Here is a 17,646-nt window from a genome sequence, read left to right on the forward strand (position 1 = left end):
CCGGGCGCGCGAGACGCGTGGGCTAGAATAGCGGCCAGGCCGCTCGCGGGCGTTCGGCATTGCGCGGCGAGGGGCGTCTCTTTCGCAGTCTCCCATCCGCTTTTGCACAGCTTTCACTGGAGTCGATCATGCCGTATCAGCACATCAAGGTTCCGACCGGTGGCGACAAGATCACCGTCAACGCCGACTTTTCGCTCAATGTTTCCGACCAGCCGATCATCCCGTACATCGAGGGCGACGGCACCGGTCTGGACATCACGCCGGTCATGATCAAGGTCGTCGATGCGGCGGTCGAAAAAGCGTATGCGGGCAAGAAGAAAATCCACTGGATGGAAATCTATGCGGGCGAAAAGGCAACCCGCGTGTACGGTCCGGACGTGTGGCTGCCGGAAGAGACGCTGGAGGTCGTGAAGGAATACGTGGTGTCGATCAAGGGTCCGCTCACCACGCCGGTCGGCGGCGGCATCCGTTCGTTGAACGTCGCGTTGCGCCAGGAGCTCGACCTCTATGTGTGCCTGCGGCCGGTGCAGTATTTCAAGGGCGTGCCGTCGCCGGTGCGCGAGCCGGAAAAGACCAACATGGTGATCTTCCGCGAGAACTCGGAAGATATCTACGCGGGCATCGAATGGCCGGCCGAGTCGGAGCAGGCGAAGAAGGTCATCAAGTTCCTGCGCGACGAAATGGGCGTGAAGAAGATCCGCTTCCCGGACAGTTCGGGCATCGGCATCAAGCCGGTGTCGCGCGAAGGCACCGAGCGTCTGGTGCGCAAGGCGATCCAGTACGCGATCGACAACGATCGCCGCTCGGTGACGCTGGTGCATAAAGGCAACATCATGAAGTTCACCGAAGGCGCGTTCCGCGACTTCGGCTACGCGCTCGCGCAGAAGGAATTCAACGCGGAGCTGATCGACGGCGGTCCGTGGATGAAGGTCAGGAATCCGAAGACGGGCGGCGATATTGTCGTGAAGGACGTGATCGCCGACGCGTTCCTGCAGCAGATCCTGTTGCGCCCGGCCGAATACGACGTGATCGCGACGCTGAACCTGAACGGCGACTACATCTCGGACGCGCTGGCGGCGCAGGTCGGCGGCATCGGCATCGCGCCGGGCGCGAACCTGTCGGATTCGGTCGCGATGTTCGAAGCGACGCACGGCACGGCGCCGAAATACGCGGGTAAGGACTACGTGAATCCGGGTTCGGAAATCCTCTCGGCCGAAATGATGCTGCGCCACCTCGGCTGGTTCGAAGCGGCGGATCTGATTATCAGTTCGATGGAAAAATCAATTCTGCAAAAGCGCGTGACTTACGATTTCGCGCGTCTGATGGAAGGTGCGACGCAGGTATCCTGTTCAGCATTTGGGCAGGTAATGATCGAAAATATGTAATTAATGCGGCGGGATTATCCGGCCTGCATTAAATGCCCCGGCGCCTTTCAGATGGCCGGGGTATTTTTTTACCCGGATTTCCGGCCGGAAAATCCGCGGCGTAAAAATAGCGCGGCAAAAAAGAAACCCGGCGCGGAGCCGGGTTTCAAAAAGGACGGGTAACGAACCGGTTCAGACGGGTGCCTGAATGTTCGATGCCTGTTTGCCTTTCGGGCCTTGCACGACTTCGAAGGTGACCTTCTGGCCTTCCTTCAGCGTCTTGAAGCCATTCATCTGAATGGCCGAGAAGTGTGCAAACAGATCCTCGCCACCCTCGTCAGGCGTGATGAATCCGAAACCCTTTGCGTCGTTAAACCATTTAACCGTACCGGTTGCCATTTCCAACTTCCCCTGTAACTCATGTCACTACCACGAGCCCTCGAAAAGCCACGACCGCGCGAGGCAGTCGCTCTCTCCTCACAAGCTCACCATCGGCATTTTTTCGAAATTATGGCTTGGTGAAAAAAGTGCCAGCTTGATTGTTGAGGCTCTTTATTCGAGTGTCAAGAAAATTTTGAGACGCCGTTGTCGAGTTACAAACACCCTGCTTTTCCAGGGGTTTTTACCGCTTCCGTTATGTGCGGTTGCGCAAGCGGCATGGCTTGAAAAGTCGCATAATCGACTCACATGACGACTGTGTCCGACACGCCGACGGCCCCGGCGGCGAGCGCTGGCAGCCGGCACCGGCAGGTTGTGCGATACTCGATCCGACCGCGGTGCAGCACGACCGCGCAGCAGAACAGGATAGGGGCCGGCTCCGCAATCGGCCCGTCGAAAACGCATCTGCCACGGTAATCATGACAGAGTCGTGACGGCCGGGCGGCGGCGAACGGGCTCATCGGCCAACTGGCCGGGTTTTGACAGGATTGCGGGCCTGTCCCAGTTGTTTAGAATGGGTGTATGGCGATTATCCCGGACAAGCAGGACGGCACCGTACTGGAGCGGCAGGAGCAGAAACTCAAGCCGCCGTCCATGTACAAGGTGGTGCTGCTGAATGACGACTTCACGCCAATGGAATTTGTCGTGATGGTCGTGCAGGAATATTTCAATAAGGATCGTGAGACCGCAACACAGGTTATGTTGAAGGTGCATCGCGAGGGCAGGGGAGTTTGTGGGGTCTATACGCGGGACATCGCGTCGACCAAAGTCGAGCAAGTCGTTACCCACGCACGGCAGGCCGGGCATCCGCTGCAGTGTGTGATGGAGGAAGCATGATTGCCCAGGAACTGGAAGTCAGCCTGCACATGGCGTTCATGGAAGCACGCCAGGCAAGGCACGAGTTCATAACGGTCGAACATCTTCTGCTCGCGCTGTTGGATAACCCGACGGCGGCGGAAGTGTTGCGTGCATGCGCGGCCAATATCGAGGATCTGCGTCAGAACCTGCGCAACTTCATTCATGACAACACGCCGACCGTGCCGGGCACGGACGACGTCGACACGCAGCCCACGCTCGGTTTCCAGCGTGTGATCCAGCGCGCCATCATGCATGTGCAGTCCACCTCGAACGGCAAGAAGGAAGTGACCGGCGCGAATGTGCTGGTCGCAATCTTCGGCGAGAAGGACTCGCACGCGGTGTATTACCTGCAGCAGCAGGGCGTGACGCGTCTGGACGTGGTCAACTTCATCTCGCATGGCATCGCCAAGACGAGCAGCTCGGACGCCGCGAAAGCGAGCGACGCGAATGCCGAGTCCGACGAAGCCGCCGCGCAGAAGGAAACGCCGCTCGCCCAGTTCACGCAGAACCTGAACCAGATGGCGAAGGACGGCCGCATCGATCCGCTGATCGGACGCGAGTCGGAAGTCGAGCGCGTGGTGCAGGTGCTGTGCCGCCGGCGCAAGAACAATCCGTTGCTGGTCGGCGAGGCGGGCGTCGGCAAGACTGCGATCGCCGAAGGTCTGGCGTGGCGCATTACGCGCGGCGAAGTGCCGGACATCCTCGCGGATGCCCAGGTGTATTCGCTCGACATGGGCGCGTTGCTCGCGGGCACCAAATATCGCGGCGACTTCGAGCAGCGTCTGAAGACGGTGCTGAAGGAACTGAAAGAGCGTCCGCACGCCATTCTCTTCATCGACGAAATTCATACGCTGATCGGCGCGGGTGCCGCGTCGGGCGGCACGCTGGACGCATCGAACCTGCTGAAGCCGGCGCTCTCGTCGGGCACGCTGAAGTGCATCGGCGCGACCACGTTCACCGAATATCGCGGCATCTTCGAAAAGGACGCGGCGTTGTCGCGTCGTTTCCAGAAGGTCGACGTGACCGAGCCGACCGTCGAGCAGACGGTCGCGATCCTGCGTGGGCTGAAGTCTCGTTTCGAAGAACATCACGGCGTGAAGTATTCGTCGGGGGCGCTGTCGGCGGCGGCTGAGCTGTCGGCGCGTTTCATCACGGACCGCCATCTGCCGGATAAGGCGATCGACGTGATCGACGAAGCGGGCGCGGCGCAACGCATTCTGCCGAAGTCGAAGCAGAAGAAGACGATCGGCAAGAACGAGATCGAGGAAATCATCTCGAAGATCGCGCGTGTGCCGCCGCAAAGCGTGTCGCAAGACGATCGCAGCAAGTTGCAGACGCTCGACCGCGACCTGAAGAGCGTCGTGTTCGGCCAGGATCCGGCGATCGACGCGCTGTCGGCGGCGATCAAGATGGCGCGCGCGGGTCTCGGCAAGCTGGACAAGCCGATCGGCGCGTTCCTGTTCTCGGGCCCGACCGGCGTCGGCAAGACCGAAGTCGCGAAGCAGTTGGCGTTCACGCTCGGCATCGAGTTGATCCGTTTCGACATGTCGGAATACATGGAGCGTCACGCGGTGAGCCGTTTGATCGGCGCGCCTCCAGGATATGTCGGTTTCGATCAGGGTGGCCTGCTGACCGAGGCGGTCACGAAGAAGCCGCACTGCGTGCTGCTGCTCGACGAAATCGAGAAGGCGCATCCGGACATCTTCAACGTGCTGCTGCAGGTGATGGACCACGGCACGCTGACGGACAACAACGGCCGCAAGGCGGACTTCCGCAACGTCATCATCATCATGACGACGAACGCGGGCGCCGAGGCGATGGGCAAGTCGGTGATCGGCTTCACGAACCGCCGCGAGGCGGGCGACGAGATGGTCGACATCAAGCGCATGTTCACGCCGGAGTTCCGCAACCGTCTGGACGCAACCATCAGCTTCCGTGCGTTGGATGAGGAGATCATCATGCGTGTGGTCGACAAGTTCCTGATGCAACTGGAAGATCAGCTGCACGAGAAGAAGGTCGACGCGCTCTTCACCGACGCGCTGCGCAAGCATCTGGCGAAGCATGGTTTCGACCCGCTGATGGGCGCGCGGCCGATGCAGCGTCTGATCCAGGACACGATTCGTCGCGCGCTCGCCGACGAGTTGCTGTTCGGCAAGCTGATGAACGGCGGCCGCGTGACGGTCGACGTCGATGCCGAAGACAAGGTGCAGCTGACCTTCGACGAGCATCCGGCGCCGCGCAATCCGAATCCGGAAGCGGTGGAAGTCGAATAAGGCCTGGCGCAGCAGGCGCTGCGCCAGGCCTAGGCGAGCTAGACTAGCTGGCTGAACTGAAAGCAAAACGGCGCGGGATAAAACCCGCGCCGTTTTCTTTTGGGGCTCTGCTTTTCCGCGATGATGCTGGCGCTACCCTCGCGCTAACCGCTAACGGACACCGCGGCAGCAAGCGCTCAATGCTTGCCGGTGCTGCCGAAACCGCCTGCGCCGCGCACGCTTTCCTCGAAGTCGTCGACGATATTGAACTCGGCCTGCACGACCGGCACGATCACCAGTTGCGCGAGGCGTTCCATCGGATTCAGCACGAACGTCGTTTCGCCGCGATTCCACGTCGAGATCATCAGTTGACCCTGGTAATCGGAATCGATCAGGCCGACCAGATTGCCGAGCACGATGCCGTGCTTATGCCCAAGACCCGAGCGCGGCAGAATCAGCGCCGCATAACCCGGATCGCCGACGTGGATCGCGAGGCCCGTCGGCACCAGCGCGGTTTCGCCGGGTTTCAGCGTCAGCGGTTCGTCGAGGCAGGCGCGCAGATCGAGGCCGGCGCTGCCGGTCGTTGCGTAGGCGGGCAGCTGTTCTCGCATGCGTTCATCGAGAATCTTCAGGTCGAGTTTCATTCAGGTTCGAGAGAGTGTGGATTAGACGTTGGATGGGCGTTCGGATAGGCGGCTCATCAGCCGCGCCGGCAAACCGGTCAGGCCGCCCGATTCGCGCCGAGCTCGAAAGCCTCGGCGAGAAGTTCATAAGAGCGCAGCCGCGCGCGATAGCTGGCGGCGACGGTCAGCACCATCAGTTCGTCGGCCTGGAATTGCTCCTGCAGTTCCGTCAGCCGCGCGGTGACGGTCTCCGGCGTGCCGATGATGCTGCGCGGTTTCTCGCGCGCGATGATCAGTTCTTCGCGCTCGCCGTACTCCTGCGTGACGCCTTGTTCGATCGTCGGAATCGGTTCGTTCAGGCCGTACGCCATCTGCACGCGCCGCAGATCGACGGCTTTTTCGAGGTCGGCCGCTTCCTGCTCGGTATCCGCGCAGATCACGAACACCGCGGCCGCAAGATACGGCTGCGCCGCTTCGTTGCCCGGCTGGAAACGCTCGCGATACGCTAGCGCGACCTGCTTGCCGAAATGCGCGTTGATGAAATGCGCGAACGCGAAACGGATGCCGAGCTTTGCCGCCAGCTGGCCACCGAATTCGCTGGAGCCGAGCATCCACAGTTGCGGGCGCGTATCGATTTGCGGCTGCAGCAGCACGCCTTGCGCGACGTGATCGTCGGACAGCGTGCCATGCATCAGGCCGACCAGCTCGGCGACCTGCTGCGGGAAAATCTCGCCGCGATTGTAGGCACCGGCGGCGACCGCCTGCGCGGTGCGCATGTCGCCGCCCGGTGCACGTCCGACGCCGAGATCGACGCGGTTCGGAAACAGCGCCTCGAGCATCATGAACTGCTCGGCGACCTTGAACGGGCTGTAGTACGGCAGCATCACGCCACCCGAGCCGATGCGAATGCGTTTGGTCACGCTGCCGAGGTGCGCGAGCATCACTTCGGGGCAGGGGTTCGACACGCCGCGCAAGCCATGGTGTTCGGCGCACCAGTAGCGCGTGTAGCCGAGGTCGTCGGCAAGCTGCGCGAGTTCGACGGTGGCGGCAATCGCGTCCGCCACCGAATGGCCGGCGACCACCGGCGTTTGATCGAGCACGGAAAGTAGCGTCATGTCAGTAGTGCTCCAGATAACTCCGATTCGGCACGGCACGCGCGACGGGCGGGGCAGCGGAGTGCGAGTCCGCCGCCATGCGCTCGTCTAGCGCAGCGGACCGGTGTCGGGCGGCAGGCGCTTCGCGATTTCCGTGATCAACGCGCGCGCGAGCGTCTGCTTGTCGGCGCGCGGCAGCTTCGTGGCGCTGCCTGCTTCGAACAGGATCACTTCGTTGTCGTCGAGCCCGAAGGTCTGCGGGCCCAGATTGCCGATCAGCAGCGGCACGTTCTTGCGCACGCGCTTTTCCTCGCCATGGACGTCGAGGTTATCGCTTTCGGCCGCGAAGCCGACCGTGAACGGCGGCTTCGGCAGCCTGGCGACCGCGGCCAGGATGTCCGGATTTTCGACGAACGAGAAGCTCGGCAGCGCTCGCTCGGCGGTCTTCTTGATCTTCTGCTCGCTGACGTGATCGACGCGCCAGTCCGCCACTGCCGCGACGCCGATAAAGACGTCCGCATCGGCGACCGCGTGCATCACCGCGTCGTGCATCTGCTGGGCGGTTTGCACGTCCTCGCGGAACACGCCCCACGGTGTTTCCAGCGCGACAGGGCCGGCCACCAGATGCACGTCGGCGCCGGCCTGCTGTGCGGCGCGCGCGAGCGCGAAGCCCATCTTGCCGCTCGAGCGGTTGGTGATGCCACGCACCGGATCGAGCGGCTCGAAGGTCGGGCCGGCCGTCAGTAGCACGCGCCGGCCGGAGAGAATCTTCGGCGCGAAGAACGACGCGATCGCTTCATAGGTCGCCGCCGCTTCGAGCATGCGGCCGTCGCCGACTTCGCCGCAGGCCTGCGGGCCCGAATCCGGGCCGAGCACTTCGACGCCGTCCGCGCGCAATTGCGCGACGTTGCGTTGCGTGGCGGGGTTCTGCCACATCTGCCGGTTCATCGCCGGCACGACCAGCAGCGGGCAGTCGCGCGCGACACATAGCGTCGCGAGCAGATCGTCGGCCATGCCGTGCGCGAGTTTGGCGAGGAAATCGGTGGAGGCGGGCGCGATCACCATCGCATCGGCTTCGCGCGACAGATCGATATGCGCCATGTTGTTCGGCACGCGCGCGTCCCACTGGCTCGTGTAGACGGGGCGCCCGGACAGTGCCTGCATCGTGACGGGCGTGATGAACTGGGTCGCCGCGTCGGTCATCACGACCTGCACGGTTGCGCCGGCCTTGGCCAGGAGACGCGTGAGTTCGGCGATCTTGTAGCAGGCGATGCCGCCCGTCATGCCGAGGACGAGGTGTTTGCCTGCGAGTTCTGCGGTAGCCAACGAAAGCCTCCGACAAAGCGTGATCGCGCGGCGGCACGATGGCGTTGCCCGCCGTCGCGCCGTCGCGCTTTTCAAACGGACGCGGGCGCGGCCGACGAGGCCTCGCGCCCGCGGGCGACGTTAGCGTGTGCCGCGTACCCGCCGCAGCTCGTCGAGCACGAGCAGGATCGCGCCGATCGTGATCGCGCTGTCGGCGAGATTGAACGCCGGCCAGTGCCAGCCGCCCACGTGGAAATCGAGGAAGTCGATCACGTGGCCGTACATCAGCCGGTCGATCACATTGCCGAGCGCGCCGCCGAGAATCAGCGCGAGTGCCGTGCAGAACATCTTCTGTCCGCTATGGCGCTTGAGCAGATAGCAGATCACCAGCGCGGCGACCACGCCGAGCGCGGTGAATGCCCAGCGCTGCCAGCCGCCCGCCATCGCGAGGAAGCTGAACGCGGCGCCGCGGTTGTACACGAGGATCAGGTTGAAAAACGACGTGACCTCATGCGGCACCCCGTATTCGAACACCTTGCGCACCGAGATTTTCGTCAGCTGATCGAACAGGATGACGATCAGCGCGATGCCGAGCCAGGGTGCCAGCGAACTGCTTCGAACCGATGTTTTCGACATGCTGCTTCCCGCCATTATGCCGCGCTCCTCGTTTCGCCATTGCCGAACAGATTGCTGAAGCAGCGGCCGCACAGCGATGGATGCTCGGCGTTCGCGCCAACGTCCGCACGGTAGTGCCAGCAGCGTTCGCACTTCAGGTATTTCGACGTAATCACTTCGACGCCTTCGTCCGCTTCGCTCCCGACCTTGACGACGTTCGCCGCCGACGTGATCAGCACGAACTTCAGGTCGTCGCCGAGGCTGGCGAGCGCGTCGTAACGCGCGCCGCTCGCACGGATTTCGACCTCCGCCTGCAGTGACGAGCCGATCAGATTCGCGACGCGCGCCTCTTCCAGCGCCTTGGTCACGTCGCCGCGCGCGGCGCGCAGCAGCGTCCACTTGTCGAGCAGCGCGCCCGCGTCCGGCACGGCCGGGTACGCGTGGTAGGTCTCGGTGAAGATGGTCTCGCTGTTCGGCTGGAACACCTTCCACGCTTCTTCGGCGGTGAACGACAGGAACGGCGCCATCACGCGCAGCAGGCCGTGCGCGATGTGGTAGAGCGCGGTCTGCGCCGAGCGGCGCGCAACCGAGTCCGCCGCCGTGGTGTACAGGCGGTCCTTCAGCACGTCGAGATAAAAGCCGCCGAGATCTTCCGAGCAGAACGTCTGCAGCTTCGCGACGACCGGGTGGAACTCGTACTTCTCGTAGTGCGAGAGGATGTCGTTCTGCAGGTTCGCCGACAGCGCTACCGCGTAACGATCGATCTCGAGCCAGTCTTCGACCGGACGCGCGTGCTGCGCGAAGTCGAAGTCCGACAGGTTCGCGAGCAGGAAGCGCAGCGTGTTGCGGATCCGGCGATAGCCTTCCGTCACGCGCTTCAGAATTTCTTCGGAGATCGCGAGTTCGCCCGAATAGTCGGTCGACGCGATCCACAGGCGGATGATTTCCGCGCCGAGGCGGTTTGCCACTTCATGCGGATCGATACCGTTGCCGAGCGACTTGCTCATCTTGCGGCCTTCGCCGTCGACGGTGAAGCCGTGCGTGAGCAGCGCGTTGTAGGGCGGCCGGCCGTCGAGCATCGATGCGGTCAGCAGCGACGAGTGGAACCAGCCGCGGTGCTGGTCCGAGCCTTCCAGATACAGATCGGCCGGGAATTGCAGCTCGTCCTTGTGCGAGCCGCGCAGCACGTGCCAGTGCGTGGTGCCCGAGTCGAACCACACGTCGAGCGTGTCGCGGTTCTTTTCGTACATGTTTGCATCGTCGCCGAGCAGCTCGCGCGGATCGAGCGTCTGCCATGCCTCGATGCCGGCCTTCTCGACGCGCTGCGCGACCTCTTCGAGCAGTTCCAGCGTGCGCGGGTGCAGCTCGCCGGTTTCCTTGTGCACGAAGAACGCCATCGGCACGCCCCATTGACGCTGACGCGACAGCGTCCAGTCCGGGCGGTTCGCGATCATGCTGAACAGGCGCTGCTTGCCCCACGACGGATAGAACGCGGTGTTCTCGATGCCTTCGAGCGCGGTTTCGCGCAGCGTCCTGTCGCTGTCGTTCGGCTTCACGTCCATGCCGGCGAACCATTGCGACGTAGCGCGATAGATGATCGGCGTCTTGTGGCGCCAGCAGTGCATGTAGCTGTGCGAATACTTTTCGGTGCGCAGCAGCGAGCCCGCGCCTTGCAACGCTTCGACGATCTGCGGATTGGCCGCCCAGATCGACAGGCCGCCGAACAGCGCGAGCGATTCGATGTAGCGGCCATCGCCCATCACCGGGTTGATGATGTCGGAGTCCGACATGCCGTGCGCCTTGCACGACACGAAGTCTTCCACGCCGTAGGCCGGCGACGAGTGCACGACACCCGTGCCGGTTTCGGTCGTCACGTAGTCGCCGAGGTAGACCGGCGCAGTGCGCTTGTAGGCCGGATGCGCGGACGCGAGCGGGTGGTTGAAGCGCAGATTGACGAGCTTTTCACCCGGCGTGGTCGCGACGATCGTGCCTTCCAGACCGTATTGCTTCAGACACGCTTCGACGCGCTCTTCAGCCAGAATCAGCAGGCCGCGCGGCGTGTCGACCAGCGCGTAGACGATTTCCGGATGCAGGTTCAGCGCCTGGTTGGCGGGGATGGTCCACGGCGTGGTGGTCCAGATCACGATGCCGCCTTCGTTGCGCGGTAGCGCGGCGAGGCCGAACGCCTGCGCGGTCTTTTCCGGCTCGGCGAAGCTGAACAGTACGTCGATGGTCGGATCGGTCTTGTCCTTGTACTCGACTTCCGCCTCGGCGAGCGCCGAGCCGCAGTCGAAACACCAGTTGACCGGCTTCAGGCCGCGGAATACGTAGCCCTTTTCCATGATCTTCGCGAGCGCGCGGATTTCGCCGGCTTCGTTCGCGAAGTTCATCGTCTTGTACGGGTTGTCCCAGTCGCCGAGCACGCCCAGACGGCGGAAGCCGACCTTCTGCTTCTCGATCTGCTCGGTCGCGTAGGCGCGCGCCTTCTGCATCACTTCGGCGGCCGGCAGCGACTTGCCGAACTGCTTTTCGATCTGGATTTCGATCGGCATGCCGTGGCAGTCCCAGCCCGGCACGTAGACCGCGTCGAAGCCCGCGAGGTTGCGCGCCTTGACGATCATGTCCTTCAAGATCTTGTTCACCGCGTGGCCGAGATGGATGTCGCCGTTCGCATACGGCGGGCCGTCGTGCAGGATGAACTTCTTGCGGCCCTTCGAGGCGGCGCGGATCGTCTCGTAGACCTTGCGTTCCTGCCATTCCTTGACCCATTGCGGCTCGCGTTTGGGCAGGTCGCCGCGCATCGGAAACGGCGTGTCGAGCAGGTTGACCGGGTAGCGGGACTGCGGTTTCGAATCGGCTTTCTTGTTGCTCATGATGTGGGTGGCGGTGAATGCGTTGTATGCGTAGCGGCGCGCGGGTTGCGCTCAGCCGTGGCGTGGGACGCGCCCGGCAGGCGGCTCGTGTGAAGCCCGGACGCCCTTCGATGCGCGGTGGCGGTTCTTGCGGCGCGCTGCGCCGGCCCGAACCGCGGCGGCTATCTAATTCGGTCGGTGGCCGAGGTGGCGAAACCGGTGGAACGACTGCCCGGCGTGCCGGCGCCGACGGCCGCGAACCACGCGCGGGCATTGGCGACGTCGCGCGCGATTGCGGCGGTCAGCGTTTCGAGGTCGACGAACTTTTCCTCGTTGCGCAGCTTTTTCAGGAATTCGACGCGCACGAGTTTGCCATACGCGTCGCCGTGCCAATCGAGCAGATGCACTTCGAGCAGCACGCGGCCGGAGTCGTCGACGGTGGGGCGCAGGCCGAGGCTCGCGACGCCGGGCAACGGTTGCTCCGCGATGCCGTGCACCTGCACGACGAAGATGCCGGCGAGCGCCGGGCGCTTGTGCGCGATCGGCAGATTGAGCGTCGGAAAGCCGAGATCGCGGCCGAGCTTCATGCCGTGCGTGACGTGGCCGCTGATCAGGTAATCGCGGCCGAGCGCGGCGCGTGCCGCGTCGAGGTCGCCCGCGATCAGCGAGGCGCGCACGCCCGAGCTCGAAATACGCGCGCCCGACGGGTCCGCGACCGTGGCCATCTGTTCGACTTCGAAGCCGTGCTGACGGCCGGCTGCCTGCAGCGACGCGAAGTCGCCGGCACGCTTCGCGCCGTAGCGGAAGTCGTCGCCGATCATGACCCAGCGCGCGTGCAGCCCGCCGACGATGATCCGCTCGACGAACGCATCCGGCGACTGGCTCGCGAACGTGTGATTGAAGTGCTCGACCACCACGCGGTCGACCCCGTTGGTGCGCAGCGCCTCGAGCTTGTCGCGCAGCATCGCGATGCGCGGCGGCGCGCCGGCCGGGTTGAAGAACTCGCGCGGATGCGGCTCGAAGGTCATCACGCAGACGGGCAGGCCGCGCGCATCGGCGGCGGCGCGCACGTGGGCGAGCAGCGCCTGGTGGCCGCGGTGGACACCGTCGAAGTTGCCGATGGTCAGCGCGCAGGGCGCGCGGCTTTCGGCATTGGGAAGACCGCGGAAGACTCTCACGATAGCGGGTTGCAGCGGTTGGGTGGCAGTGGCGAGCGGCTGGCCCGCAATGGCGGCCAGAGTGCCGCAAAACAATCGATTATAAACGCTTGGCGCAACAGACGGCTGCGCGGTCGCGGTCGGACGATTGCCGAATGATAAAATCCGCGCATGAAAAAACTCGTCATCCTGATTTCCGGACGGGGCAGCAACATGGAAGCCATCGTGCGCGCCTGCGCGAGCGAGGGTTGGCCGGCGCAGGTCGCCGCCGTGATTGCCAACCGTCCCGATGCCGCCGGACTCGCGTTCGCGGCGTCGCACGGCATCGCCACCGCGGTGGTGGACCATCGCCAGTTTCCGGATCGCGATAGCTTCGACGCAGCGCTTGCCGAACAGGTCGACGCATTTGCGCCGGACCTGGTGGTGCTCGCCGGCTTCATGCGGGTGCTGACCGCGCGCTTCGTCGACCATTACGCCGGGCGCATGCTGAACGTGCATCCGTCGCTGCTGCCGAGCTTTCCGGGCCTCAAGACCCACCAGCAGGCGCTCGACGCCGGCGTGCGGCTGCATGGCGCGTCGGTGCATTTCGTCACGTCGCAGCTCGATCACGGGCCGATCGTGGTGCAGTCGGCGGTCCCCGTCGTTGCCGGCGATACCGCCGCCACGCTTGCCGGGCGCGTGCTCGCGACCGAACATATTATTTATCCACGCGCGGTGCGCTGGTTCGTCGAAGGGCGTCTTGCTCTCGATGGCCTGCGTGTCACGCTTACGCCGTCGGAGCCGCAATGGCTCTTTGCCGGTCACACCGCCGGAGAGGGCGCATGAGATTACATGGTTTCCTGATTGGACAAACTGAAACGCTGCTGGCCGAAGTGCTGCGCCTGAACGGCCCGGCCGACGCCACCACCAGCCGCTTTTTCCGCGCGCATCCGAAGCTCGGCCACAGCGAGCGCGGCGTGATCGCCGAGGCGGTGTTCGCGGTGCTGCGCCGCCGGATGGAATTCGCCCACCTCGCCGAGAGCGGCTCGGGCAACCCGGCACGCCGGATGGCGCTGCTGGGCCTGATGCAGACGGCCGGGCGCAACGCACTGAAGCCGTTCGTCAGCGAGGCCGAGGCGACCTGGCTCGAACACGTCGCGAGAATCGACCCGGAAAGCCTGCCGCTGCGGATTCGTCTGAACCTGCCCGGCTGGATCAGCGACGCGCTGAGCACCCGCATCGAACCGGCTGAGCTCGCGCAGCTGGCCGCCGCGCTGAACTACCCGGCGCCGCTCGATCTGCGCGCGAACCCGATCAAGGCGACCCGCGACGACGTGCTCGGCGCATTGCAGAAGGCCGGCATCGAGGCCGGCGCGACGCCGTTCGCGCCGTTCGGCGTGCGCGTGGTCGGCAAGCCGGCGTTGACGAAGCTCGACGCGTTCCAGCAGGGCTGGCTCGAAGTGCAGGACGAGGGCAGCCAGCTGCTGTGCTCGCTGGTCGCGCCGCGGCGCGGCGAGATGATCGTCGATTTCTGCGCGGGCGCGGGCGGCAAGACGCTGGCGCTCGGCGCGGCGATGCGCTCGACCGGCCGGCTCTACGCGTTCGACATCTCCGAGCGGCGTCTCGCCAAGCTCAAGCCGCGCCTGGCGCGCAGCGGCCTGTCGAACGTGAACCCGGTGTTGATCGACAGCGAACACGACGCGAAGATCAAGCGTCTGGCCGGCAAGATCGACCGTGTGCTGGTCGATGCGCCGTGCAGCGGCCTCGGCACGCTGCGCCGCAATCCGGACCTGAAGTGGCGCCAGTCGCCGGAGTCGATCGCCGAGCTGGCGCCGAAGCAGGCGTCGATTCTGGCGAGCGCGGCGCGTCTGGTGAAGAAGGGCGGCCGGCTCGTCTACGCGACCTGCTCGATTCTCGAAGCGGAAAACGAGGCAATCGTGCAGCAGTTCCTCGCCGATCATCCGGACTTCGCACTTGTGCCGGTGCGCGACGTGCTCGCCGAGCAGCGCATCGAGCTGGAAATGGGCGATTACCTGTCGCTGTGGCCGCATCGCCATGCGACGGACGGCTTCTTCGCCGCCGTGCTCGAGCGTCAGAGCTAAGCACGACCGGCGCCTCGCCGGTGCGCGCGGGTCGGCTTGCCGCCCGCCCGCGCCGGCGCTTTCGGCGACATCATGAATACCCTCTCTCCTCATATGTTCGGCGACATCGCGCGCGACTTCGGTCAGCCCGTGATGTTGTGGCAGGTCGGCATCCTGCTCGTGACGCTGGCGGTGGCCTGGCTGCTCGCGCGGCTGCTGCGTCGGCGCGTGGCGCAGTCCCAGTCGCAGCAGCTGTCGTTGCCGCGCTACCAGAGCCTGCGCTTCGGCATGGAAAGCCTCAATCGCGCGGCTTTTCCGCTGATCGGCGCGGCGCTCGTGTGGATCGCGCGGGCGATCGCCGGGCAGTTCATGCACACGGCACTGCTCAATCTCGCGCTGGTGCCGCTCGTCGGTATCGGCCTGATCTACATCGTGTTCTTCTTCGCGCGGCGGGTGTTCAACCGCGACGGCGGCGTGCATCCGTGGCTGTTCCTCGTCGAGAAGACCGTGTCGGTGATCGTGTGGGTCGGCATGGTGCTCACGCTGATGGGCATCCAGGACAGCGTGATCGCGTGGATGGACAGCGTGCGCTTCCGGGTCGCCAATGCGCACATGACGCTGCTGTCGCTCGTCACCGGCCTGCTGTGGGTCGGCGTCACGATGATCGTCGCGATGTGGCTCGGCTCGACGTTCGAAGACCGCCTGATGCGCTCGAAAACGCTCGATGCGAACCTGAAGGTGGTGGTCGCGCGCGTCGGCCGGGCGGCCTTCGTGCTGGCGGCGATCCTGATCAGCCTGTCGATCGTCGGCATCGACATCACGGTGCTCGGCGTGTTCGGCGGCGCGCTCGGCGTCGGCCTCGGCTTCGGCATGCAGAAGATCGCGAGCAACTACGTGTCGGGCTTCATCATCCTGCTCGACCGCTCGTTGCGGATCGGCGACACGATCAACGTGACGGGCCTGCAGGGCCGTGTCACGCAGATCCGCACGCGCTACACCGTGGTGCGCGGACTCGACGGCATCGAAACGCTGATTCCGAACGAAAAACTGATCACCGACGTCGTGCAGAACCAGTCGTCGTATCTGACGCGCGGTTACGCGCGGGCGGCCGTGCAGATCGCCTACACGTCCGACGTCGAGCAGGCCATGGCGCTGCTCGCTCAAGCCACCGCCGACGTGCCGCGGGTGCTGAGCGATCCGGCGCCGACGCCTTTTCTGGTCGGCTTCGGCCCGGACGGCATCAATCTCGAACTGGGTTTCTGGATCGACGACGCGGCGAGCGGCACCTCGGGCGTGCGCTCGAGCGTCAACCGCAACATCTGGCGTCTGTTCTCCGAGCACGGCGTCAAGATCCCGCTCGCGCAACGCGAGGTGCGGATCGTCGGCCCGGCGGGCGGCACAATACCGCAACCGGTAACAATGACCGATTTGACCCAGGCGGTCGCGCCGGAGGCCTCGTCGGACGTCGCGCTCAGGCCGCTGGGCGGGGCTGTCAACGACGGCCGCTAACAGCCGTTTCAGGTCGCCGCGAGCAGCACACCGTTGCCGCGGCAACTGCTATCACATTGATAGCGCACAAAAAATCCCTATTTGTTACAAACACTTGGAACGCTTCAAGTAGAATGTCGTCCAATCCGGCGTTATGCTTTCACTTTCTTGACACACGCGCCGCGTGTGCTCCGAATTTCTCGTTCTGCAGGTAACTTACCTTGTTGAATTCTTTGCTCGATTTTCTTGCCCATGGCCTGCTGCATTTCTCGTGGTGGCAACTCATTGTGTACACGGCCGTCGTGACGCACATCACGATCATCGGCGTGACCGTTTATCTGCATCGCTGCCAGGCGCACCGCGCACTGGAGCTGCACCCGATCGTCAGTCATTTCTTCCGTTTCTGGCTGTGGATGACCACCGGCATGCTGACCGGCCAGTGGGCCGCGATTCACCGCAAGCACCATGCGAAGTGCGAGACCGAGGAAGATCCGCACAGTCCGCAAACGCGCGGCATCTGGAAGGTGCTGCTCGAAGGCGCTGAGCTCTATCGCGCCGAAGCGAAAAACGAAGAAACGATGCGCAAGTTCAGCCACGGCACGCCGAACGACTGGATGGAGCGCAACGTGTACACGAAGTACCCGATCCTCGGCGTGAGCCTGATGATGGTGATCAACGTCGCGCTGTTCGGCGTGGTGGGCCTGACCATCTGGGCCGTGCAGATGGTCTGGATTCCGTTCTGGGCCGCGGGCGTGGTCAATGGTCTCGCGCACTTCTGGGGCTATCGCAACTTCAATTCGTCGGATGCGAGCACCAACATCTTTCCGTGGGGCATCATCATCGGCGGCGAAGAACTGCATAACAATCACCACACGTATGCGACGTCCGCGAAGCTGTCGAACAAGTGGTACGAGTTCGATATCGGCTGGATGTACATCCGCATCATGCAGGCGTTTCGTCTGGCCAAGGTGAAGAAGGTTGCGCCCACGCCGCGTCTGACGACCGGCAAGCTCGTGCTCGATCAGGACACGCTGCAGGCCGTGCTCGCGAACCGCTACGAAGTGATGGCGCGTTACGCGAAGGCGATCAAGCGCGCCTACCGTCAGGAGCTCGCGCATCTGAAGGAAGTCGGCGCACGCGAGAAGTATCAGGTGATGCGTGGCGCGCGTAGCTGGTTTCACAAGGAAGAAGCAGGCCTGAACGAGCCGCAGAAGCGCCAGCTGCCGCAGATTTTCGCGAATAGCCAGAAGCTGAAGACCTATATCGACATGCGCAACGAACTCGCGTCGATGTGGGAACGTTCCAATGCATCGCGCGAGCAATTGCTGGTGCAGTTGCAGGACTGGTGCCATCGCGCTGAGCAGAGCGGTATCAAGGCACTGCAGGACTTCGCGATGCGACTGCGTCGCTATGCCTGAAATCCATTAAAATTTCGGTACGTCACAAAACCCCGCGTTGGCGGGGTTTTGCTTTTTTGGGCCGCGGAAAATCGTCCGACGAAAGCGATGCGACCGTCAACCGCGGCGGCCAAGCGAGGGCA

Annotated in this window: 14 protein-coding genes; 7 read left to right on the forward strand and 7 right to left on the reverse strand. The window is 64.0% G+C overall.

The window, feature by feature from the left end; genetic code table 11:
• The first annotated feature begins 128 nt into the window (after positions 1-128).
• Positions 129-1,385, forward strand: a complete 1,257-nt coding sequence (gene icd, locus HHL14_RS00245; RefSeq protein WP_169495601.1) for an NADP-dependent isocitrate dehydrogenase — start codon at positions 129-131, stop codon at positions 1,383-1,385.
• A 171-nt stretch (positions 1,386-1,556) separates the two neighbouring features.
• Here the strand turns inward: icd and HHL14_RS00250 are convergent, their stop codons facing one another.
• Positions 1,557-1,763, reverse strand: a complete 207-nt coding sequence (locus tag HHL14_RS00250) for a cold-shock protein (RefSeq protein ID WP_018421595.1) — start codon at positions 1,761-1,763, stop codon at positions 1,557-1,559.
• Positions 1,764-2,324: 561 nt separating this feature from the next.
• On the opposite strand from HHL14_RS00250, the gene clpS reads away from it, so the two are divergent.
• Entirely contained in the window at positions 2,325-2,639 is a 315-nt protein-coding gene (clpS, locus tag HHL14_RS00255; RefSeq protein ID WP_169495602.1) for an ATP-dependent Clp protease adapter ClpS, read from the forward strand.
• Positions 2,636-4,933, forward strand: a complete 2,298-nt coding sequence (clpA, locus tag HHL14_RS00260) for an ATP-dependent Clp protease ATP-binding subunit ClpA (protein WP_169495603.1) — start codon at positions 2,636-2,638, stop codon at positions 4,931-4,933. The genes clpS and clpA overlap by 4 nt, the downstream gene beginning before the upstream one ends.
• 176 nt (positions 4,934-5,109) lie before the next feature.
• Here the strand turns inward: clpA and dut are convergent, their stop codons facing one another.
• The 6 genes from dut to HHL14_RS00290 all read right to left on the reverse strand — a co-directional run bounded on the left by dut (position 5,110) and on the right by HHL14_RS00290 (position 12,579).
• Complete coding sequence (gene dut, locus HHL14_RS00265; RefSeq protein ID WP_169495604.1) at positions 5,110-5,556, reverse strand: dUTP diphosphatase; 447 nt, start codon at positions 5,554-5,556, stop codon at positions 5,110-5,112.
• Positions 5,557-5,633: 77 nt separating this feature from the next.
• Positions 5,634-6,650 (reverse strand): LLM class flavin-dependent oxidoreductase, encoded by a 1,017-nt coding sequence (locus tag HHL14_RS00270; RefSeq protein ID WP_169495605.1) that lies wholly within the window; start codon positions 6,648-6,650, stop codon positions 5,634-5,636.
• 87 nt (positions 6,651-6,737) lie between these two features.
• Positions 6,738-7,955, reverse strand: a complete 1,218-nt coding sequence (gene coaBC / locus HHL14_RS00275; RefSeq protein WP_169495606.1) for a bifunctional phosphopantothenoylcysteine decarboxylase/phosphopantothenate--cysteine ligase CoaBC — start codon at positions 7,953-7,955, stop codon at positions 6,738-6,740.
• A 120-nt stretch (positions 7,956-8,075) separates the two neighbouring features.
• Positions 8,076-8,570, reverse strand: coding sequence for a signal peptidase II (gene lspA / locus HHL14_RS00280; RefSeq protein ID WP_169495607.1), 495 nt, complete (start codon positions 8,568-8,570; stop codon positions 8,076-8,078).
• A 14-nt stretch (positions 8,571-8,584) separates the two neighbouring features.
• Entirely contained in the window at positions 8,585-11,422 is a 2,838-nt protein-coding gene (gene ileS, locus HHL14_RS00285) for an isoleucine--tRNA ligase (RefSeq protein WP_169495608.1), read from the reverse strand.
• 161 nt (positions 11,423-11,583) lie between these two features.
• Positions 11,584-12,579, reverse strand: coding sequence for a bifunctional riboflavin kinase/FAD synthetase (locus tag HHL14_RS00290; RefSeq protein ID WP_169495609.1), 996 nt, complete (start codon positions 12,577-12,579; stop codon positions 11,584-11,586).
• Positions 12,580-12,729: 150 nt separating this feature from the next.
• On the opposite strand from HHL14_RS00290, the gene purN reads away from it, so the two are divergent.
• From purN to HHL14_RS00310, 4 genes are all read left to right on the forward strand, one after another.
• On the forward strand, positions 12,730-13,383 hold the full coding sequence (purN, locus tag HHL14_RS00295; protein WP_169495610.1) for a phosphoribosylglycinamide formyltransferase: 654 nt from the start codon (positions 12,730-12,732) through the stop codon (positions 13,381-13,383).
• Positions 13,380-14,639 (forward strand): RsmB/NOP family class I SAM-dependent RNA methyltransferase, encoded by a 1,260-nt coding sequence (locus HHL14_RS00300; RefSeq protein WP_169495611.1) that lies wholly within the window; start codon positions 13,380-13,382, stop codon positions 14,637-14,639. Before purN ends, HHL14_RS00300 begins: the two co-directional genes overlap by 4 nt.
• A 72-nt stretch (positions 14,640-14,711) precedes the next feature.
• Complete coding sequence (locus HHL14_RS00305; RefSeq protein ID WP_230412875.1) at positions 14,712-16,127, forward strand: mechanosensitive ion channel family protein; 1,416 nt, start codon at positions 14,712-14,714, stop codon at positions 16,125-16,127.
• A gap of 200 nt (positions 16,128-16,327) precedes the next feature.
• On the forward strand, positions 16,328-17,524 hold the full coding sequence (locus HHL14_RS00310; protein ID WP_169495612.1) for a DesA family fatty acid desaturase: 1,197 nt from the start codon (positions 16,328-16,330) through the stop codon (positions 17,522-17,524).
• Positions 17,525-17,646: the final 122 nt, after the last annotated feature.

Source organism: Paraburkholderia antibiotica (genome assembly GCF_012927125.1).
Classification (GTDB): Bacteria; Pseudomonadota; Gammaproteobacteria; order Burkholderiales; family Burkholderiaceae; genus Paraburkholderia; species Paraburkholderia antibiotica.